Source organism: Rhizobium sp. Leaf371 (assembly GCF_001424045.1).
In the GTDB taxonomy this organism is placed as follows: Bacteria; Pseudomonadota; Alphaproteobacteria; order Rhizobiales; family Rhizobiaceae; genus Ferranicluibacter.
This window is the reverse complement of record NZ_LMQB01000023.1, coordinates 666,433-686,482: the sequence shown is the minus strand read 5'-3', so window position 1 is coordinate 686,482 and position 20,050 is coordinate 666,433. Positions and strand designations below refer to the sequence as shown.

At 66.1% G+C, this 20,050-nt stretch carries 20 protein-coding genes; 9 read left to right on the top strand and 11 right to left on the bottom strand.

The window, feature by feature from the left end:
* The first annotated feature begins 25 nt into the window (after nt 1–25).
* The 4 genes from ASG39_RS14000 to ASG39_RS13985 are packed head-to-tail and all read left to right on the top strand — an operon-like array spanning nt 26 to nt 4,149.
* Nucleotides 26–1,102 carry an ABC transporter permease gene (locus tag ASG39_RS14000; protein WP_082477236.1) on the top strand — a complete coding sequence of 359 codons (1,077 nt, stop codon included), beginning with the start codon at nt 26–28 and terminating at the stop codon, nt 1,100–1,102.
* Nucleotides 1,103–1,113: 11 nt separating this feature from the next.
* Complete coding sequence (locus ASG39_RS13995) at nt 1,114–2,085, top strand: ABC transporter permease (RefSeq protein ID WP_062595540.1); 972 nt, start codon at nt 1,114–1,116, stop codon at nt 2,083–2,085.
* 4 nt (nt 2,086–2,089) lie between these two features.
* Nucleotides 2,090–3,115 carry an ABC transporter ATP-binding protein gene (locus tag ASG39_RS13990; RefSeq protein ID WP_062595539.1) on the top strand — a complete coding sequence of 342 codons (1,026 nt, stop codon included), beginning with the start codon at nt 2,090–2,092 and terminating at the stop codon, nt 3,113–3,115.
* Nucleotides 3,115–4,149 carry an oligopeptide/dipeptide ABC transporter ATP-binding protein gene (locus ASG39_RS13985; RefSeq protein ID WP_200943893.1) on the top strand — a complete coding sequence of 345 codons (1,035 nt, stop codon included), beginning with the start codon at nt 3,115–3,117 and terminating at the stop codon, nt 4,147–4,149. The genes ASG39_RS13990 and ASG39_RS13985 overlap by 1 nt, the downstream gene beginning before the upstream one ends.
* A gap of 124 nt (nt 4,150–4,273) precedes the next feature.
* Here the strand turns inward: ASG39_RS13985 and ASG39_RS13980 are convergent, their stop codons facing one another.
* From ASG39_RS13980 to ASG39_RS13970, 3 genes are all read right to left on the bottom strand, one after another.
* Nucleotides 4,274–5,095 carry a bifunctional allantoicase/(S)-ureidoglycine aminohydrolase gene (locus ASG39_RS13980; protein ID WP_062595538.1) on the bottom strand — a complete coding sequence of 274 codons (822 nt, stop codon included), beginning with the start codon at nt 5,093–5,095 and terminating at the stop codon, nt 4,274–4,276.
* 94 nt (nt 5,096–5,189) lie between these two features.
* Nucleotides 5,190–6,155, bottom strand: a complete 966-nt coding sequence (locus ASG39_RS13975; RefSeq protein WP_062595537.1) for an HD-GYP domain-containing protein — start codon at nt 6,153–6,155, stop codon at nt 5,190–5,192.
* Between the two features lie 289 nt (nt 6,156–6,444).
* Nucleotides 6,445–7,206, bottom strand: coding sequence for a sulfate transporter family protein (locus ASG39_RS13970; protein ID WP_062595536.1), 762 nt, complete (start codon nt 7,204–7,206; stop codon nt 6,445–6,447).
* Nucleotides 7,207–7,404: 198 nt separating this feature from the next.
* Between ASG39_RS13970 and ASG39_RS13965 the strand changes: the two genes are divergently transcribed.
* The 3 genes from ASG39_RS13965 to ASG39_RS13955 are packed head-to-tail and all read left to right on the top strand — an operon-like array spanning nt 7,405 to nt 10,387.
* On the top strand, nt 7,405–8,769 hold the full coding sequence (locus tag ASG39_RS13965) for an amidase (RefSeq protein WP_062595535.1): 1,365 nt from the start codon (nt 7,405–7,407) through the stop codon (nt 8,767–8,769).
* Nucleotides 8,766–9,677 carry an ROK family protein gene (locus tag ASG39_RS13960; RefSeq protein WP_062595534.1) on the top strand — a complete coding sequence of 304 codons (912 nt, stop codon included), beginning with the start codon at nt 8,766–8,768 and terminating at the stop codon, nt 9,675–9,677. Before ASG39_RS13965 ends, ASG39_RS13960 begins: the two co-directional genes overlap by 4 nt.
* Nucleotides 9,674–10,387 (top strand): copper homeostasis protein CutC, encoded by a 714-nt coding sequence (locus ASG39_RS13955; RefSeq protein WP_062595533.1) that lies wholly within the window; start codon nt 9,674–9,676, stop codon nt 10,385–10,387. The genes ASG39_RS13960 and ASG39_RS13955 overlap by 4 nt, the downstream gene beginning before the upstream one ends.
* A 15-nt stretch (nt 10,388–10,402) precedes the next feature.
* Here ASG39_RS13955 and nagA read toward each other — a convergent pair whose 3' ends face one another.
* The 4 genes from nagA to ASG39_RS13935 are packed head-to-tail and all read right to left on the bottom strand — an operon-like array spanning nt 10,403 to nt 14,308.
* Nucleotides 10,403–11,578 (bottom strand): N-acetylglucosamine-6-phosphate deacetylase, encoded by a 1,176-nt coding sequence (nagA, locus tag ASG39_RS13950; protein WP_062595532.1) that lies wholly within the window; start codon nt 11,576–11,578, stop codon nt 10,403–10,405.
* Nucleotides 11,575–12,606: an SIS domain-containing protein gene (locus ASG39_RS13945; protein ID WP_062595531.1), complete on the bottom strand. Its 1,032-nt coding sequence runs from the start codon at nt 12,604–12,606 to the stop codon at nt 11,575–11,577. The genes nagA and ASG39_RS13945 overlap by 4 nt, the downstream gene beginning before the upstream one ends.
* A gap of 41 nt (nt 12,607–12,647) precedes the next feature.
* Nucleotides 12,648–13,412, bottom strand: coding sequence for a GntR family transcriptional regulator (locus ASG39_RS13940; RefSeq protein WP_062595530.1), 765 nt, complete (start codon nt 13,410–13,412; stop codon nt 12,648–12,650).
* Complete coding sequence (locus ASG39_RS13935) at nt 13,409–14,308, bottom strand: BadF/BadG/BcrA/BcrD ATPase family protein (protein ID WP_062595529.1); 900 nt, start codon at nt 14,306–14,308, stop codon at nt 13,409–13,411. The genes ASG39_RS13940 and ASG39_RS13935 overlap by 4 nt, the downstream gene beginning before the upstream one ends.
* A 201-nt stretch (nt 14,309–14,509) precedes the next feature.
* On the opposite strand from ASG39_RS13935, the gene ASG39_RS13930 reads away from it, so the two are divergent.
* Nucleotides 14,510–15,415: an N-acetylmuramic acid 6-phosphate etherase gene (locus tag ASG39_RS13930; protein WP_062595528.1), complete on the top strand. Its 906-nt coding sequence runs from the start codon at nt 14,510–14,512 to the stop codon at nt 15,413–15,415.
* 162 nt (nt 15,416–15,577) lie between these two features.
* Nucleotides 15,578–16,198 (top strand): LysE family translocator, encoded by a 621-nt coding sequence (locus ASG39_RS13925; RefSeq protein ID WP_062595527.1) that lies wholly within the window; start codon nt 15,578–15,580, stop codon nt 16,196–16,198.
* Between the two features lie 61 nt (nt 16,199–16,259).
* Here ASG39_RS13925 and ASG39_RS13920 read toward each other — a convergent pair whose 3' ends face one another.
* Genes ASG39_RS13920 through ASG39_RS13905 form a run of 4 tightly spaced genes read right to left on the bottom strand, consistent with a single transcriptional unit; the run spans nt 16,260 to nt 20,048 of the window.
* Nucleotides 16,260–17,672, bottom strand: a complete 1,413-nt coding sequence (locus tag ASG39_RS13920; RefSeq protein WP_062595526.1) for an FGGY-family carbohydrate kinase — start codon at nt 17,670–17,672, stop codon at nt 16,260–16,262.
* Nucleotides 17,669–17,998 (bottom strand): L-rhamnose mutarotase, encoded by a 330-nt coding sequence (gene rhaM, locus ASG39_RS13915; protein ID WP_156468145.1) that lies wholly within the window; start codon nt 17,996–17,998, stop codon nt 17,669–17,671. Before rhaM ends, ASG39_RS13920 begins: the two co-directional genes overlap by 4 nt.
* Nucleotides 17,999–18,009: 11 nt before the next feature.
* Nucleotides 18,010–19,038 carry an ABC transporter permease gene (locus ASG39_RS13910; RefSeq protein ID WP_062595524.1) on the bottom strand — a complete coding sequence of 343 codons (1,029 nt, stop codon included), beginning with the start codon at nt 19,036–19,038 and terminating at the stop codon, nt 18,010–18,012.
* Nucleotides 19,035–20,048, bottom strand: coding sequence for an ABC transporter permease (locus ASG39_RS13905; protein ID WP_062595523.1), 1,014 nt, complete (start codon nt 20,046–20,048; stop codon nt 19,035–19,037). The genes ASG39_RS13910 and ASG39_RS13905 overlap by 4 nt, the downstream gene beginning before the upstream one ends.
* Between the last annotated feature and the right edge of the window lie 2 nt (nt 20,049–20,050).

Genomic DNA, 20,050 nt, shown 5'->3' with positions numbered 1-20,050 from the left:
CCGCCAGACGCCTGCAGGAAATGACATGAGCATTCCGTCCGACATCGCGTCCACAGAGGCCTTCGTTCCCGAAGTGCCGCCCCTTGGTCTGCCGTCCCTTGGTCTGGAGGAAGACACCGGCCGGCGGGCGGGTGCGGGCCCCTGGCGTCGGGCCTGGCTGCTGATGCGGCGCGACAAGCCGACGATCCTCGCCGCCATCGTGCTCGTCCTCATCGTCCTCTCCAGCCTGTCGGCCCCGCTCTATGCCGGCTATGTCGCCGCCAGCGACCCGTTCCGCTCCAACCTGTCGGCGCGCATCACGGTCGATGGCAAGCGGGTCAAGGTCATGCAGGCCTCGACGGAGGGGCTCGGTCTCGGCGTCACGCCGATCGGCCCGACCTATAACGCGCAATATTTTCTCGGTGCGGATACGCAGGGACGCGACGTTGCCGCCCGGCTTCTCTATGGCGGGCGGAATTCGCTGCTGATCGCGACGTCCGCGACCGTCATCTGTCTCGTGCTGGCCGCGATCATCGGCATCACCGCCGGCTTCTTCGGCGGCATCACCGACCAGATCCTCTCGCGCATCCTCGACATCCTCTGGGCGTTTCCGGTCTATCTTCTCGCCATCTCGCTTTCCATCGTGCTCCTGTCGCACGGCATCGTCATCGGGCCGATCGAGATCACCGGCGACAGCCTCCTGCTGCCCATCGTCATCATCGGCATCATCTATGTGCCCTATGTCGCGCGGCCCGTGCGCGGCCGGGTGATGGCGCTGAAGCGGAGCGAGTTCGTGCTGGCGGCCACCGGCCTTGGCATTCCCGCCTGGCGCATCCTCGTCAACGACATCCTGCCCAACGTCTCCACCATGCTGATCGTCTTCGTACCGCTGATGATGGCGCTGAACATTATCACGGAATCCTCGCTCTCCTTCCTGTCGATCGGCGTGCAGGCACCGGATGCGAGCTGGGGCACGATCATCCAGGACGGGCAGACATTGCTCTACACCCGCCCCGCGGTGGCGCTTGCACCGGGCATCGCCATCGCGCTGACCGTCCTGTCGCTGAACGTGCTCGGCGACAGCATCCGCGATGCGCTCGATCCGCGCACGAAACTGGTCTGAGGAGAACGCCGATGGTCTTTGCCGTTCTCCAGCGCCTCGGTCAGATGCTCTTCGTCATGGTCGGCATTTCCGCGCTCGTCTTCCTCATCTTCTTCGCCACGCCGGGCTCCGATCCGGCGGCACGGCTGGCTGGACGCAATGCCTCGCCCGAGACGGTGGAGGCGATCCGCAAGGATTTCGGCTTCGACCGGCCGCTGCCCGTCCAGTACGTCATCATGATGAACCGGCTGTTCGTCACGCAGGACCTGACCTCCTTCGTCAACCGCGGCCTGCGCATCGTGCCGGCCGTCGCCCAGGCCGCACCCGTCACCCTGTCGCTGGTGGCCGGTGCCGCCGTGCTCTGGGTCATCGGCGGCATTCTCGTCGGCGTGGTGGCGGCGCTCGCGCGCGATACGCTGCTCGATCGCGGGCTGATGGTGCTGGCCCTGATCGGCGTGTCGATGCCGGTCTACTGGCTGGGCGAGGTCATGAACCTCATCACCCAGAGCCGCTTTCACGACACGATCTTCTTCTCCTGGGTTCCCTCGCTCGGCTACAAGCCGCTGCTCACCGACCCCTGGGGCTGGTTCAAGACGCTGATCATCCCCTGGTTCACGCTGGCTGCTCTCTATATCGGCATCTACGGCCGGGTTCTGCGCGCCAATCTGGTGGAGGCCTATCAGGAGGACTTCATCCGCACCGCCCGCGCCAAGGGCCTCAGCCCTGCGCGCGTGATGGTCCGCCATGCGCTGCGCACCTCGCTCATCCCCTTCGTCACGATGTTCGGTCTCGATTTCGGCGTGCTCGTCGGCGGCTCGGCGCTGCTCACGGAGGTCGTGTTCGGGCTGAACGGCGTCGGACGGCTGACCTATCAGGCGCTGCTCAACCTCGACCTGCCCATGGTCCTCGGGACCGTCATGTATGCTTCGTTCTTCGTGGTGGTGGCCAACGCGCTGGTCGATGTCGTCTACGTCCTCATCGATCCGCGCGTGCGGGAAAGCTGAAGCCATGACCTCTGCGGAAAAACCCATCCTCCTCGACGTCAACGGCCTCACGGTCTCCTTCGCCACCGACCGGGGAATGGTCAGGGCGGTCCGCGATGTCTCCTTCTCCGTACGCGAGGGCGAAATCCTTTCGATCGTCGGCGAGTCCGGCTCCGGCAAGTCCGTGACGCTGCTCTCGCTGCTCGGCCTCCATGATCGCAAGACGACGCGCGTCGAGGGCATGGTCTCCTTCCGCGGCCGCGGCATCCTCGATCTCAGCCCCGGCGAGCTGCGCAGCATCCGCGGCCGGGAAATCGGCCTGATCTCGCAGGACCCCATGACGGCGCTCAACCCCGTCTACACGATCGGCTGGCAGATCGCCGAGCAGATCCGCGCCCATGAAAAGATCTCCGCCCGCGCCGCCAGAAAACGCGCCGTCGAGCTTCTGGGCGAGGTCGGTCTCTCCAATCCGCAGGAAGCGGTGGACCGCTATCCCCACCAGCTTTCCGGCGGCATGCGCCAGCGCGCCGTCATCGCCATGGCGCTTTCCTGCAATCCCGCCCTCTTGGTGGCGGACGAGCCGACCACGGCGCTCGACGTGACCGTACAGGCGCAGGTGCTCGATCTGCTGCTGCGTCTGCGCAAGGATTTCGGCTCCGCCATCATCCTGATCACGCATGATATGGGCGTCGTCTCCGAGGTCGCCGACCGCGTTGCCGTGATGTATGCGGGCCGTATCGTCGAGCGCGGCGAAACGGAAGCGATGTTCGCAAGCCCGCTCCATCCCTATAGCTGGGGCTTGATGGGCTCCATCCCGCCCCTGACCGGCCCGCGTCTCGCCCGGCTGAAATCCATTCCCGGCATGCCGCCGACACCCGACAGGATCGGCGAGGGGTGTGGCTTCGCGCCGCGTTGCGCCTTTGCCCGATCCGCCTGTCTGGAGCGGCCGCCGCTGCGCAAGATCGGCACGCAGGCCGCTCTGTGCATTCTGGAGGAGCCGGAGCGCGCCGCACTCCGCCGCACCGTCCTGTCTGCGGAGGAGTTCGCATGATGCCGTCCGACCGTTCGAACCCGGTATCCGCAGCGCCGGAAGCTTTCGGGCTTTCTCCTTCGTCCCCGGCTCCGCTGATGTCGGCCCGGTCGCTCGTCAAGACCTTCACCGTCGGGCGGACAATGAAGCCCGGCTCGGGGCGCACGCTGCACGCGGTCGATAATATCAGCCTCGATGTCTTTCCGGCGGAAACGCTCGGCCTCGTCGGCGAATCCGGCAGCGGAAAATCTACGCTCGGCCGCTGCCTGACGCGCCTTTACGATATCAATGGCGGCACGCTGAGCTTCGAGGGCACCGATATCACCAAGGCGGATGCACGCGCGCTGAAACCGGTGCGCCGCAAGGTCCAGATGATCTTCCAGGACCCGTCCGCCTCGCTCAACCCGCGCCGCCGGGTGCGCGACGTGCTGGCCGAAGTGCTGAAGGTTCACCGCATCCGTGAAGGCGCCGGCATCGAGGATCGCCTCGGCGAACTTATGGACCTCGTCGGCCTGCGCCGGGAATATCTCGATCGCTACCCGCACGAGTTCTCGGGCGGCCAGCGCCAGCGCATCGGCATCGCCCGCGCACTGGCTGTCGAGCCGAAGCTGATCGTGGCCGACGAGCCTGTCTCCGCGCTCGACGTCTCGGTGCAGGCGCAGATCGTCAACCTCTTCAGCGATCTGCGTGAAAGGCTCGACCTCACCTACGTCTTCATCGCCCATGATCTCGCCGTCGTCCGGCAGGTCTCGAGCCGCGTGGCCGTCATGTATCTCGGCTCCATCGTCGAGACAGGGGAGACTGATGCGCTCTACGCGCGTCCGAGCCACCCCTACACACAGGCCCTGCTGTCGGCGATCCCGCAGCCGCACAATCGCGGCCGCCGCGACCGCATCCTGCTTTCCGGCGAAATCCCGAGCCCCCTAGATCCGCCGGCCGGCTGCAAGTTCTCGACCCGCTGTCCGCAGGCGCAGGACATCTGCCGTCAGGTTCGCCCAGTGCTTTCGGCGATCTCCGCGGAGCGCCAGGTCGCCTGCCACTTTCCCTTGGGGTAGCCCATGACATCGAGGCGATGGGCGTGAACGTCGTTCGCCAGGCAGACGGGCGCCAGGCAGACGGGCGCCAGGCAGATGGGCGCCAGGCAGATGGGCGCCAGGCAGATGGGGTGGCCGCTGGCCGCTACCAGAGCTTGGTGTGCCGGTTGACATCCTTGTACAGCAGGTAGCGGAAGCGCCCGGGGCCGCCGGCATAGCAGGCCTGCGGGCAGAAGGCGCGCAGCCACATATAATCGCCCGCCTCCACCTCCACCCAGTCCTCGTTCAGCCGGTAGACCGCCCGGCCCTCCAGCACGTAGAGCCCATGTTCCATCACATGCGTTTCGAGGAAAGGAATGACCGCGCCCGGCTCGAAGGTGACGATGTTCAGATGCATGTCGTAGCGCACGTCGTTCGGATCGAGGAACCGTGTCGTCGCCCAGCGACCGTCGGTATCCGGCATGGCGCTGATCTCGCAGTCGTCTTCATGGGTAAAGACGGCAGGCGGCGCTTCGAGCCCATCGACCACCTCGAAGGCCTTGCGCACCCAGTGGAATTTTGCCGGCACTTCGCCCGTGTTCTTCAGCGTCCAGGCCCGTCCGGCGGGCAGATAGGCAAAGGAGCCGGTCCGAAGGGCCTTCTCCTCGCCTTCGAAGGTGATGACCATCTCCCCGTCCACCACGAAGATGGCGGCGGAGGCGCGCGCATCGGGTTCCGGCCTGTCGCTGCCCCCGCCCGGTGCCACCTCCATGATGTATTGCGAAAAGGTCTCGGAAAAGCCGGTCAGCGGGCGCGAGATGATCCAGGCGCGTGTTCCCGTCCAGTGCGGCAGCACGCTGGTGACGATGTCGCGCATGACGCTGCCGGGAATGACCGCATAGGCCGTGGTAAACACCGCCTTGCTGGAGAGGAGTTCGCTCTGGCCCGGCAGGCCACCCATGTTGGAAAAGAGACGCGTATTCTTCATCGGCTTGCGGGTATCCGTCCTGATTGTGACAGGGACACCTTAAAGCGGTCGGATGGGGAATGTGAGGATTTTCTTCACCGGCCTCGGCCGGTTTTCAGGCCACGCCGCGGGTCAGTTCCGAATCCAGGCTGAGGATGAACTTCCAGAGCAGCTGAAGATCGAAATGATCGCCATGCTGCAGCATCCAGGAGAGGGCCATGGCGGACGACCAGGGCTTCTTGTAGGGCCGAACCGAGGTCACGGCCTCGTAGACGTCGCAGATCGTGCTCATCCGGACATAGATCGAAAGATCGGCAGCGGGGATGCCGTCCGGATATCCCTTGCCGTTCATGCGCTCGTGATGATGGCGACAGATGTCGAGCACGACGCCCGGCAGGTTGCCCTGCCGCTTGAGGATATCGTGTCCGACGGCCGGGTGCTGCATGATGACATCGCGTTCCTCCGCAGTGAGGGCGGCGGTTTTGTTGAGAATCTCGGTGGGAATCGCCAGCTTGCCGATATCATGCACGAGGCCTGCAAAACCGAGCACCCGCACGAGCGGCTCCTCGAATTGCAGATGCCGTGCGAAATGCACGAGCAGCGCCGATACCGCGACGGAATGCACGAAGGTCACCTTGTCCTTCGATTTCAGGCGGGTGATGTCGAGCAGGATGGCCGGGCTGTCGCCGATCTGGGTCGATATGTCGCCGACGATCTCGGACACGCTCTCGATATCGATCGGCTCGCCGCTTCGGCTCCGATCGAAGGCACCTTCGAGTCGCTTGACCGAGGCCTGAACGATTTTGGCGGTGGCCTTGCGCTCCTCCGCAAGCGACCGTTTTCGTGGGGAAGGGTTCGGCGAGGGCACACTGGCGAGGCCACGGCTGGAGCCATCGACATCGACACCCTTGGCAAGGTTGATGTAGATGCCGGTGATCCGGCTGTTCTTGATGAGATCGACCTGGGTATCCGATGTCAGAAGGAAGCGGCGCTGGCCGATCGGGTTGTCCTGCCAGGATCCCTCGAGCGACTCGATGAACATGCCGATCCGAGCCTCGTGCCTCTCGATACGTTTCACCATGCCGCTTTTTCCTCACCGCCTCCCTGCACACGCGCCTCCACAACAGCGCATCAGCAAGGAAGCGAACGCTGTCTGTCCGCCCGCGTGTTTCGGGGACCAAACGATCTTATACGCTAAGATTTTTAAGACATTACTAAGTCGAGAATGGAACGCGACGTTCTATTCTGTTTTCTGCTGTCGTAAGAAAAAACGAGCAAATAAAGACAGACGAGTTGGAAGACACCCCTTTTGGTTGATCTTCGGATGCCATCCATTCCTATAGATTGCACCATGTCCCAGCCGGGTTGGCTTAGAGAGAAGTGCTTTGCAGAGGCGGGCGTACCGAGGGGCGGATGCGGGGATAGCCGAATTCGGGATCGCGCGCCGAAAGCGCCTTGTGCAGATGCACCATCAGCCCGGCCGCAAAGAGCGGGGTGAGCAGGTTGACGATCGGAACCGCGAGAAAGGCGGCGAGAAGCAGCCCCGCGAGGAAGATCGTCGTGCGGTGCTTGGAGCGGAAAGCGCGGGCTTCTTCGGGCGGCCGGAACCGCATGGCGGCAAACTCGAAGAATTCCCGCCCGAGCAGGTAGCCGTTGACGAGAAAGAAGGCGACGAGGTTGATACCCGGCACCAGCAGTAGAAAGAGCGCGATCAGATTGCCGACGATCACGACGCCGAGAAATTTCAGCGTGCCGCGGATCGCCTCGCCGATCGGCAGGGACCGGCCGGCGGGCTCGTTCGGGTAATCCCGGGTCTCGATCACCTCCGCAACATCATCGAGGAAGAGCCCGGCGATCAGCGCCGTGACCGGCGCGAGCAGCAGGGCCAGCACGAGCGCCAGCCCGATGCTGGCGAGGATGATGAGGATGAAGGTGAACCAGCCGGCCCATTCCGGCGTGCCCGGCAGCATCTCGGTGACGAGCGGGGCGACGAAATAGACGAAGCTCTCGCGAAGACCGAGCCAGAGCAGCACGAGCGCAAGGATCGTCAGGCCCAGCGTCTTCCAGAACGCGGCGCGCGTTTCCGGTGAGAAAAGATTGGCCAATGACAGTCGGGCGGCGTGAAAGATCATCCGGCGGCTCCAGGATCGACGCGCATGCTGCAGCGCAACAGATGATGTAGAGCGCCTTGGCCGTCCTCGCAAGAAGCCTGTCGATACCATGCTCTTCCCGGCGCTCCCCCGCTCGCAGTCCCGCAGAAATCACCACGGCCGATTTTGGTTTTCGTGAGAATGCAGTAGGAGAGAGCAGCAATCTCGTCGGAGCACCCCATGAACGATATCCGGACGGATCTCTCCGTCGCCAGCCTTGCCGTGCTCCTCCAGAACGGTGCGCTCGACCCGGTCGCGCTGACGGAAGCGGTGCTCGACCGGATCGCCGCGGCCGACCCGGCGATCTTTACCGAGGTTCTCGGGCCACGTGCGTTGCGGGAGGCCGAGGCCGCGCGTCTGCGCTTGGGAGCCGGCCGTTCGCGCGGTCTTCTCGATGGCATCCCCGTCGCCTGGAAGGACCTGTTCGACACGGAAGGTGCCGTCACCCGGGCGGGCTCGGTCGTGCTCGACGAAGGGCCGGCGACGAAGGACGCCGCCGTCGTCGCAGCACTTGCCGCTGCCGGCATGGTGGCCGTCGGGCGGACCAATATGAGCGAATTCGCCTTTTCCGGCCTCGGCATCAACCCGCATTACGGCACGCCCGCCAATGCGGCCTCCACCGACGTGCCGCGCATTCCCGGTGGCTCTTCCTCCGGCTCGGCCGTGGCCGTGGCGTCCGGCCTCGTGCCGGTTGCGATCGGCACCGACACGGGCGGCTCCATCCGCATTCCCGCAGCCCTCAACGGCATCGTCGGCTATAAGGCAACGCGCGGCCGTTATGCCATGGACGGCGTCTTTCCCTTGGCCGCAAGCCTCGATTCGCTCGGGCCCCTCTGCCGGACGGTGCAGGATGCCGTCTGGGTCGATGCCGCCATGCGCGGCGTGAGCGTGCCAGAGGCTGGCCGCGGCGAGGTGGACGGGCTGACGCTCGTCGTGCCGCAGACCGTGATGTTCGATGGAGCGGAGCCCGGCGTCGTCGCGGCTTTCGAGGCAGCGCTCGCGCGTCTTGCCGCTGCCGGGGCGCGTATCGAGCACCGGCCGGTGCCGCTCTTTGCCGAGATCTTCGAGCTCTTTGCCCGTCATGGCGCTCTCGTGACCGCCGAAGCCTTCGCGCTTCATCGCGAGCGGCTCGCGGGGCCGGATGCGGAAAGGATGGACCCACGCGTCGTGGTCCGCACGCGCATGGGCGAGAAGACGGCCATGGCCGACTATATCGCCCTGACCGCCGCTCGCCGAAAGATGATCGCCGCCTTTTCCGGCATGCTCGGCCCGCGCGACCTGCTCGCCCACCCGACGCTGCCCCACGTCGCTCCGCCGATCGCGCCGCTTCTGGCAGACGACGCGCTGTTCGTGGAGACGAATTTCCGGACGCTGCGCAACACGCTGGTCGGCAACTTCCTCGATGGCTGCGGCATCTCCATCCCCTGCGGAACGGGCGATGCCGGCATGCCGGCCGGTTTCCTTCTCTCGGCGCCGCAGGGGGAAGATCGCAGGCTCCTGTCGGTCGCGCTCGCGGCCGAACACATCATAAGGGGTGAGGCATGATCGTCTGTTTCGACATCGGCGGTTCCGCCATCAAGGGTGCCGTCGCCACCTCGCCGGACGACATTCGTCCGCTGACACGCCGGCCGACGCCGCTGCACGATTTCGATGCCTTCGTCGCCGCGCTGGAGGATGCCTTCGCCGAGGCCGGCATCCGGCCGGAGCGCATCGCCCTGTCGATTGCCGGCGTGGTCGATCCGGAGACGCAGGCCATCACGGTCGCGAATATTCCCTGCCTCGACCAGCGGCCGCTTGCCCGCGATCTGGGCAACCGACTTCAGATGCCGGTCCTGATCGCCAATGATGCGGATTGCTTCGCGCTCGCCGAAGCCGGGCTCGGTGCCGGACGCGGACACCGCATCGTCTTCGGTGTCATTCTCGGCACGGGCGTCGGTGGCGGTCTTGTCGCCAATGGACGGCTGATCAACGGCCAGGGCGGCTTTGCCGGCGAATGGGGCCATGGCCCGGCCGTCGCCGCTACGGCCGGAAACCCGCCGGTCGCCATTCCCGCCTTTGCCTGCGGCTGCGGTCAGAGCGGCTGCGTCGACACGATCGGTGCCGCGCGCGGCATGGAGCGGCTTCACCAGGCGCTTCACAAGGAGACGCTGCCGAGCCACGACATCACCGCGCGCTGGCAGGCCGGCGATCCGGACGCCGCCCGCACCATCGAGGTGCTGGTCGATCTTGTTTCCTCGCCTTTGGCGCTCGCGATCAACATCACCGGTGCGACCATCGTGCCCGTCGGCGGCGGCCTGTCGGGCGTCACATCGCTGATCGAGGCGATCGACCGGACCGTCCGCACCCGCATTCTGCGCAAGTTCGATCGTCCGCTGGTCGTGCCGGGAGAATGCCGGATCGAACCCGGCCTGATCGGTGCTGCCCTGCTCGCACTCACGGGAGATGACCGATGAGCCCCGTTCTGCTCGAAGTCTGCGTTGATGACGCCGCGGGTCTCGTGGCCGCGGTGGACGGCGGCGCCGACCGGATCGAGCTCTGCTCCGCTTTGGCGCTCGGCGGCCTGACGCCGTCGGCCGGTCTCATGCGGCTCGCCGGCCGCATGTCCGTGCCGGTCTATGCGATGATCCGTCCGCGTGCCGGCGATTTCGTCTTTGACGAGACCGAGATCGCCATGATGGAAGCGGAGATCGATGCCGCACGGCAGGCCGGTCTGGCCGGCGTGGTTCTTGGCGCAAGCCTTGGCGACCGCACCCTCGATGCCGCCGGGCTCGCCCGTCTCGCGCAGCGCGCGAATGGCTTGGGACGCACCCTCCACCGCGCCTTCGATCTCGTGCCGGATCAGGCGGCCGCGCTGGAGACGGCGATCGATCTCGGCTTTGAGCGCATTCTCACCTCGGGCGGCGAGACGACGGCCGCAAACGGCATCGCGGCCATTGCGGATCTTGTCCGCAGGGCAGATGGGCGCCTGTCGATCATGCCGGGCTCCGGCGTCACGCTCTCGACCGTCGGGCCTGTGCTCGCCACCAGCGTCCGCGAGGTTCACGCCTCCTGTTCGGTCTCGGTTCCGACAGCCGACCGCCGCCTCGTGGACCTCGGCTTTGCGCCTGAGGCCGCGCGGCGGACCGATGCCGCTGTCGTCCGGGCACTGAAGGCCGCGCTCTGACCGAAAATCGCTGCCTCAGGCCGAAAACACGGCATGGCCGCCGATATAGGTCGCGACCATGTCGAGATCGTCCGTCAGCAGAACGAAGTCCGCATCGAGCCCCGGCAGAAGCCGACCCTTGACGGCCGAAAGGCCGATCGCGTCGGCGGGATAGGCGGATGCCATCCGGATCGCCTCGCCGAGCGGCAGGTCGAGCGTCCGGTGCACGAAGCGGACGGAGGACAGCATGTCGATGTCGGCACCGGCCAGCGTCCCGTCGACCAGCGTCAGCCGGCCCTCGCGGCGAAAGATCTCGCGCCCGTTGAGCAGAAATCTGGTCTGGTCCGAGCCGATGGTCGACATGGCGTCGGTGACCAGAAAGATGCGGCCCGGCCCGACCTTTGCCCGCAACGCGATGCCCATCGACACCGGATCGACGTGAAACCCGTCGGCGATGATCCCGGCATGCAGCGTGCCCAGATCGAGCGCCGCGCCGACGCAGCCGGGCTCGCGATGTCCGAGCGGGCTCATGGCGTTGAAGAGATGGGTCACGGTGCGCGCGCCGGCCAGCGCATAGGTCGCCACCGTCTCGTAGTCGGCAGCCGTGTGGCCGAGGCTGACGGTGATGCCGGCCTTGCTCATGGCCGCCACCTGTTCCAGCGTCGCATTCTCGGGCGCCACCGTGACCATGACGGCATCGAACAGCGAAGCGCAGGCGAGGATGACGTCGAGATCGTCGGCCTCCATCGGCCGGATCAGATCGGGGTCATGGACGCCCTTGCGCGCGACCGACAGATGCGGGCCTTCGAGGTGCAAGCCGATGAAACCGGGAACGCCTGCAGCCCGCGCCTCGCGCGCGGCCGATATCGCAAGGCTGCGCACATCCGGCGTATCGGTGATGAGCGTCGGCAGAAGAGCCGTCGTGCCGAAGCGCGCATGCGCGGCGCAGATCGTGCGGATCACATCGACGCTCGGCGCATCGTTGAGCAGCGCGCCGCCGCCGCCATTGACCTGCAGGTCGATGAAGCCGGGCACCAGGATCTGCCCCTTGGCGGAAACCGTTTCGATTCCCTCCGGCAGCGCCTCCAGCGCGACGATGCCGGTCACGACGCCGGCGCCGACGAGGAGCGCCTGTCCGGCATGCCAGTCCTGCCCGTCGAAGATCCGGGCACCGGTAACGGCGAAGGCCGTGTCGTCGCGCTGTGCGTTCATCGCGTTTCCGTCACTTTCTTCAGCGCTGCCGGCTGATCGGGGTTGAAGCCCTTGGCGCGCGACCATGCCTCCACGAAGCCGTAGAAGGGGAGGATGAGGCAGAGCGCGTCGGTCAGCGGATGTCCGGTCGCAACGAAGGGCAAAGGTGCTGCGCGGCCATGGGCGTCCGCGGTCAGGAAGGCCCGCGCGCCCTTGCCGGCGAGATCGTCGAGAATGCCGGTGACGGAGGCCTCGGCTGCGTCACGCGCGGCGAGACCCAGAACCGGAAAGCGTTTCTCCACGAGCGCCACCGGCCCGTGCAGCACCTCGGCTGCAGAATAGGCCTCGGCATGCAGACCGGACGTTTCCTTGAACTTCAGGGCGGCTTCGCTGGCGATGGCGAGCGCCGGTCCGCGGCCGAGCACATAGAGCGAATCCGACGTTCCGATCCCGTCGAACAGCGCGCTCCAGTCGAGCGTCACGGCACGGGCAAGATGGGTGGGCAGCTCGCGCACCGCGCGGTCGAGGGCCGCATCCTTCGTCCAGGCCGCGAGAACGGCGAGACCGGCGATGATCGAGTTGACATAGGATTTGGTCGCGGCGACGGCGATCTCCGGGCCGGCCATGATATGCACCGGATGGGTGCTCGCTTCGGCGATCGGCGAGGGCAGCGTATTGGTGAGCGCAATGGTAACGGCGCCGGCCTTGGTTGCGGCCTCGGCCATGGCAACGATGTCCGGGCTCTTGCCGGATTGCGAAATGGCGATCGAGCCGGCGCCGGAAAGCGCCATCTTCGCGCCGTAGATCGAGGCGAGCGACGGCCCGAGCGAGGCGACGGGGCGCCCCGTGGTCAGTTCGATCGCATATTTCAGGAACAGGGCGGCATGGTCGGACGAACCGCGGGCAATGGTCACCAGGAAGGCCGGATCGTGCGCGGCCAGTGCCGCACCCGCGGCATCGAGCGCATTGCGGGACCCTTCGAGAAGACGGGCGGCAGCTTCCGGGATCTCGTTGATCTCGCGGCGCATATGGGTCTGGTCGGTCGTCATGTCGTGCATGTCCTTAAAGGCCGTCTTCGCGTGGAGCCGCTTCAGGTGTCGGAAAGGCTGAGTTCAGCCACGAAATCATAGGCATCGCCGCGATAGAGCGAACGGGTGAACTCCACCACGCGGCCGGAGGCCAGATAGGAGATGCGCTCGATCGACAGGCTGGCCGACCCGCTGGCAACGCCCAGCATCGCGGCGTCCGGATCCTTCAGCCCGCAGGCCGAGATCCGCTGCACCGCGCGCACCGGGCGGGCGTGCGACGTGTCGAGTTCGGCATAGAGCGAGGTCGTGACCCGCATCGGATCGGGCAGAAATTCCGCCGAGATGCTGGCCCGCTCGATGGCAAGCGGCATGTCGTCGGCGATCCGCAGCCGCCCGAGCCGCGCGACGAGCGCGTCGGCCGGCAGGCCGAGCGTCATCATCTCGTCCGGCGAGGCGGCAAAAAGCCCCCGCTCGATCCATTGGGCCCGCGTGGTCAGCCCGCGCCGCGCCATGTCCTCGGTGAAGGAGGTGAGGCGCGAAAGGGATTGCTGCACGCGCGCCAGCGGCTTGACGACGAAGGTGCCGGAGCCGTGACGGCGCACGAGAAGCCCGTCGCGCACGAGATCGTCCACGGCTTTCCGCACGGTGACCCGGCTGATCTGGGCATATTCGGCAAGGTCGCGCTCCGGCGGCAGCGCGTCGCCATGGTTGAGCTTCCCCGACTGGATCGCCTCTTCGAGAGACTGGCGCAGCTTGAGATACAGGGGCCCGGCCCCCGCGCCCTGCAGGCCTTCGAGCGGCAGGAGATGCGCCAGGTGATCGCTCATTGCGTCGCCTCCACCTGTTTCGAAGACGTGTCCGTGGGCAAGCCCTGGACCGCCAGTGCCACGGCTCCCGTCAGCGCGTCTGCGCGCGGTTCGGCGAACGCGATGCCGGGCCGCTCGGCCAGCCAGGGCCTGTAGAGCGGCGCGAGCCCGCCGACGAGGCAGACAGTTTCGACGCCGCGGGCGACGATGGCGTCGAGCGTCTGGTCGATCCGCTGCGCAGCCGCCCGCACGAGGTCGATCGCGACGGCATCGCCTGCGTCGGCGGCCGAAAAAATGCTCGGCGCGTAGCGGCCGTAATCGGCCGGATGCGCGGTATGGGCAAAGGCGATGATGGCCGCCGTCGAGTGGCCGAACGCCGCAAGCACCGTCTCGGTCAGGGAAGAGGACGGGCGAATGCCGTCATGGGCGAGCAGCGCTTCCTGCAGAAGGCCTTGCCCCAGCCGCGCGCCGCTGCCAAGATCGCCCACCTTGAAGCCGTGACCGCCGAGCATGGAGATCCCGCCCTTTTGCCGAATGCTGTAGACGGTGCCCGTTCCGAGACTTGCCACCGCGCCATCCCGGTCGCCGAGCGCGCCCTGCAGCGCGATCACGACGTCGGACACGATCTGCGCTCGCGCAAACGGGAGACGCCCGGCGATGAACGACACGGCCTCGGCCACATTGTTGCCGGCGAGACCAAGGACGGCGGACGCCGAGGCGATCGCCGACATGGGAAGCCCCGCCTCCTGGAAAGCCGCTTCCGTCGCCAGCCGGATATGGGCCAGCGCTGTTTCCGGATCGGTCAGGATATTGGCAGCACCGCTGATGCCGCGCCCGAGAAGACGGCCGTCCGCGCCGGCCACCGCTGCCCGGCACCGCGTCCCGCCACCATCGATTCCGACACGATAAAGACCCATGGAAAACCTCCGGCCCGATAATACCAAAAAAGGACCATTTACCAAGACGAAAATCAACAAAATGTGGAAAGCCACTTTTATCGGGTAAATTCATCAGGCTAGCCGCTTGGGATTCTGCATTGCGCTTTGGATTGACGCGACGCTCTTGATTTCCGGTGGCCTATTGGTATTCATTTGGACTTGTGATGCAGGGAGGGTCGCGTGGCGAACAGGACGGAAGAGGGCCATGCGCAAGCACAGGATCTCGATACGCGGGAGCCAGTCGCGATCCTGAAGCTTCTGGCGGAAGGCCAGCAGGCCGCGGCGCGCGCGGTCGATGCGGCCATCGAGCCGCTGGCGCGGGCGGCGTCTCTCGCCACCGAGGCGCTGGGAAGCGGTGGCCGCCTCGTCTATGCCGGTGCCGGCAGTTCCGGGCTGATGGCCATGGTCGATGCGCTCGAACTGCCGGGCACATACGGTCTCGCACAGCCTTCGGTCGTCGTTCTCCTCGCCGGCGGCACGGCGAGCCTTGCCGATCTTACGGGCGGCTATGAGGATGATCGCGACCTTGGCGTGCGCGACACCGAGCAGGCGGGCGTCGGTGCCGGGGATTGCATCCTCATCGTCTCCGCCAGCGGCGGGACACCCTATGCGCTCGGTTGCGCGCAGGCGGCGCGGGAGGGCGGCGCCACCATCGTGGCCATTGCCAACAATCCCGGCGCGCGGCTGTTCGAGATGGCCGATGTCGCCGTGCTGCTGGAAACGCCGCCCGAGGTGATTTCCGGCTCGACGCGCCTGGGCGCGGGCACCGCCCAGAAGATCGCGCTCAACATGATTTCCACCCTTGTCGGCATCGGGCTCGGCCATGTCCATGATGGCCATATGGTCAATCTTCGGCCCGACAATGCAAAGCTGCGCCAGCGCGCCACCCGCATGGTGGCCGCTATCGCCTCCGTCGATCCGCTTGAGGCCGTGCGCCATCTCGAAGTGGCTGGCGGCTCCGTCAAGCTCGCCGTCCTCCTCGCCTCGGGCGTCCCGGATCGCGCCACCGCGCAGCAGCGTCTCGATCGGGCCGGACAAAGCCTGCGGCGGGCGCTGGCTCTTGGCGACACGGAGGAAAGGCGCTAGAGTCTTAACGGCAAAAGGCGAAGCGTTTTTCTAGAAAAACAACGGAAAAAAGCGAAGACGAGCGCTTTCTGGTTCTGAACGAACCAGACAGATGCGCGTGTGCCGAAAAGACTCCGGAAGCTCACCGGGCCATCAGCGGCCATCAGCGGAAAGGCTCTCTCCTTGACCCTCGCCAGTCTTCTTGCCTATGCCGCGGCCCTCTTCGTTGCGGCGGCCATTCCCGGTCCCGGCATGACGGCGATCGTCGCGCGAGCGCTCGGCTCCGGCTTTCGCGATACGTTCCTGATGGGCCTTGGCCTCGTGCTGGGAGATCTCGTCTATCTCACGGGCGTCGTCCTCGGTCTCGCTTATGTGGCGCAGACCTTCACCACGGCCTTCCTCGTCATCAAGATCCTCGGCGCACTCTATCTCGGCTTCATCGCCTGGAAACTCTGGATGTCGGGCCTGATGGCGCAGGATGTGGAGGAAAACCGGGTGCGCACGTCTCCGGGCCTCGCCTTCCTCTCGGGGCTTCTGGTGACGCTCGGCAATCCGAAGACGATGCTGTTCTATGTCGCGCTGGTGCCGACGCTGATCGATCTCGGTGCCATCGGACCGCGCGACTACATCTTTCTCGTACTGACCACCTTCGTGGTGCTGCTTTCGGTGCTGATCCCCTATATCGTGCTCGCGTCCCGGGCACGCCAGTTCCTGCGCCGGCCGAAGGCGCTGATGATCCTCAACCGGGGCGCGGCGAGCATGCTGGGCGCGACGGCCGCCTATATCGCGCTGCGCACCGCCTGAACTCTCTGCTCAGGCCGAAGCGGAGCGCTTAGACGGAGCGCTGCGCAAACCCAATGGTGATTTATCGGGCCGCGATCCGCGCGGACCAGAGTTTCCGGTAGGTCTCGATTTCGTCCCACGGACCAAGCGGCGTCACCGCCTCGGCGGATGCGGATGCGACAGGCGCCGCCTTTCCCGCAAGCAGGGCAGCACCGAGGCTCGTTCCCGTCGAGCCCTCCAGCGCCAGCACCTGCCGGCCGGAAAAGGCGGAGAGTGCGCTGAGATAAAGGCCGTTCTTCGCAAACGGTCCTTCGACCAGGATCGGCCCGCCGGCATCGAGAAGCCGCAGGCTCTCCTGCGTCATCAGCGCGAGATAGAGGCAGATCGCCGCCTGGCGCTCGTCATCCGTTGCGCCTTCCGCCGAGACCCATTCCGCCGTCATCGCCGGGAAGGGGCCGCAGCCGGTCACCACCGATGGCAGAAGCATCATGCCGCGCGTCATTACCGCCAAGGGTGACGATGCATCGCCGGTTCCGGCCTGCAGGGTCTCCCGTCCGGCCGTCAGCATTTCGTATTCCCGCCCGCCCATGAACCGTGCCGATGGAACCGCGCGGCCGAAGGCATCGACATTGGCAAGCGTGTCGCGTGCGGGATCGAGTTGTCCGAGATCGCCGCCGACGCCGAAGGAGACGACCCATGTACCGGTGGAGACGACCGAGAAGGGCGCCTCGCGCACCATCAGATGCGGCAGCAGCGAGGCGTTGCTATCGTGGATGCCGCAATGGACCGGGACATCCCGGCCCGCGTCGAGCCCGATGTCCATAGCAAGCTGTGGAAGAAGCGGCCCCAGCACGTCGAAGCCGGATCGTACCGGCGCCATGAGCCCGGAGAGGTCGAGCGTCTCGACCAAGCTCGAAAACTGCGAAAGAGCCGGGTTCCAGAGATCCGTATGGCATCCGAGCGACGTCACCTCCGTCGCAAAGCAGCCGCTGAGCCGGCCGGACCAGTATTGCGCATAGGTGACGATGGTGCGGACCCGCGCGAATTCCGCAGGAAACGCGGTCTTCTGATAATGCAGCTGGGCGCCGAGGTTGAGCCCCATGGCCAGTCTCGGAGAAAAGGTTTCGATGAAGTCCGGGCGGAGGTCGTCATAGGCGGCCCGGATCTCCGGAGGATAATCATGCTCGTAGTCGAGCACGGGCATCGCCAGCGCGCCCTGCGCATCGAGAAGGGCGGCGGCTGCACCATGGGTCGTGACGGAGATCGCATCGAACCCCGGCGTCTCCGCCACCGCCTCGAGCGATGCGAGGAGGAACGCCCAGAGCGCATCCGTATCGTAATGGGGATAGGGGCCCGTCCCGATCACGCGGTTCGCCATCCGGTGGGATACGAGTTCGCGACCGCTGGACGTATCGTAGACGACGAGCTTGGCATTGGTCTTGCCGACGTCGAAGACGGCGACCCGGCCCGGCGCCCGATCGGTCCTGCGGGTCATGGCTGTTCCGGCAGATGAAAGACGGGGATCAGGTCGCGCGACACCGGCGCATTGTCGGGATGTGTCTGCATGATATCGGCCATATGCGCCCACCAGCGCTTCATCACCGGGTGCTCGGGCAGGGCGGCCATCTGGTGGTCGCGGGCGCGCGAGAGCACGCCGAACAGCGTCAGAGTCTCCGGGTCGAGAAAGATCGAATAGTCGCGAACCCCGGCCTGCGCGAGCAGCGCGCTCAGTTCAGGCCAGATCGCGTCGTGGCGGCGGCGATATTCCGCCTCCTGGCCCGCATGCAGCTTCATGACGAAGGCGTGGCGTTCGAGGGTCATGTCGGGCGTCATCAGGACCTCGCCTTGATGCGGCGCGCCAGGATCGGCAGCGCGATGGTGATGATGAGGAGCAGGCCGATAAAGATCGACATGACGATGCCCGGCACGTTGAGCAGCCCGAGCCCGAAGGTGACGAGGCCCATGACGAAGGCGGCGATGACGACGCCGCCGATCGTGCCGGAGCCGCCGAGAATGGAGACGCCGCCGAGCACCACCATGGTCACGACCTCCAGCTCCCATCCCTGCGCGATCGACGGCCGGGTGGAACCGAGGCGGGAGGTGAGGCAGACGGCGGCGATGCCGCTCATCAGGCCGGTGAGCAGGAACAGGATGAACTTGATCCGCTCGACCGGAATGCCGGAAAAGCGCGCGGCGAACTCGTTGTTGCCGATCACCTTGACCTGCCGCCCGAAATTCGTCGCATGCAGGAGCACGGCGAAGAGGCCGGCCAGCACGAGGAACAGCACGAACTCGAACGAAAACACCCAGACGACATAGCCCTGCCCGAAGAAGGCGAAGTCGGCGGGGTAGCCGCCATAGGCCTTGTCGCCGAGCACGATATAGGAGAGGCCGCGAAACAGGCTCATCGTGCCGATGGTCACGACGATGGAGGGCAGCTTCATGCCGGAAACGAGCACGCCGTTGACGGTGCCGCAGGCAAGACCGACACAGACGCCGATGGCGACCAGCCCTGCCGCGCCGACGCCTGCTTGGGCTGCCGCGCCCATGGCGGTCGAGGCGAGCGCGATGATGGCGGCGACCGAAAGGTCGATCTCGCCGGCGATCACCAGCAGCGCCATGGCAAAGGCGATCATCGCCTTTTCGGTGAAGTTGAAGGTGGCGTCCGAGAGGTTCCAGGCATCGAGAAAATAGGGCGAGGCCAGCGAATTGAACACGAAGATCGCGACCGCCACGCCGAGAAGCAGCACTTCCCAGCTGGCGAGCAGCCGGCGAAGCGGCGTGCCCAGCCGGTCGGGAATGGCGCGGCGTGCGGGCTGCGACGGTTCGGGCTGGGGAGATGTCGAGGGGATCGCGCTCATGCCAGGGCCGCCTTGTTGATCGTGTCGGGGCCGCCGTCTTCCGCGGCCCGGTTGCGCAGGATGATGCGCCCGCGGTTGCGCTCGCGCCGGGCGTTGAACACGACGGCGAGAATGATGACCGAGCCGGAGATCGCCATCTGGGTGAAGGGCGAGATGCCGATGACCGGAAGCGCGTTCTTGATGACGCCGAGGAACAGGGCGCCGAGCACGGTGCCGATGACGCTGCCGACGCCGCCCGCGATCGAGATTCCGCCGATGACGCAGGCCGCGACGCTGTCGAGCTCGAAGCCGATGGCGATGTCGACATAGGCGACCGCATAGCGCGACACCCAGAGATAGCCGCTGAGACCGGCAAGCGCGCCCGACAGCGTGAAGGCGAGGAACCGAGTATAGCCCACATCGATCCCGGCATAGACGGCGGCCACGGGATTGCCGCCCGCCGCATAGGCCGAGCGGCCGAAGGGCGTGTAGCGCGCCATCAGATAGACCAGCACGACGACGAGCACCGCGACCCAGGAGAGGACCGGAAGCCCGGCGACCGCCAGCCGGGGCACGTTGAGAAACTCCGGCGTCATCTGGTGCGCATTCACCCAGGCGCCGCCCGAGAGAACGAAGGCCATGCCGCGATAGATGGTCAGCGTGCCCAGCGTCACCACGATCGGCGGCATTTCGAGCCGCCAGACGAGAAAGCCGTTGATGGCGCCGAGGGCGGCCCCGATGCCGATGGCCAGCAGGATCAGAAGAACGAGCGGCAGGCCGGGCACCGCCGCGTTCAGCATCGCCACCGCCATGCCGCTAAAGGCGAGGTTGGCGGCAACCGAAAGGTCGATCGACTTCGTCAGAACGACCGTCATCTGCGCCAGCGCCAGGATGATCAGGATGGCGGTGTCGTTGAAGATGACGGCGAGATTGCGGGGGTTCCCGAAGCCGGGCGCGCGCGTGGAAAAGGCGATCACCATCAGGGCGATGATGAGGAAGAGCAGGGTTTCGCGTTTCTTCAGAAGGGTCATGG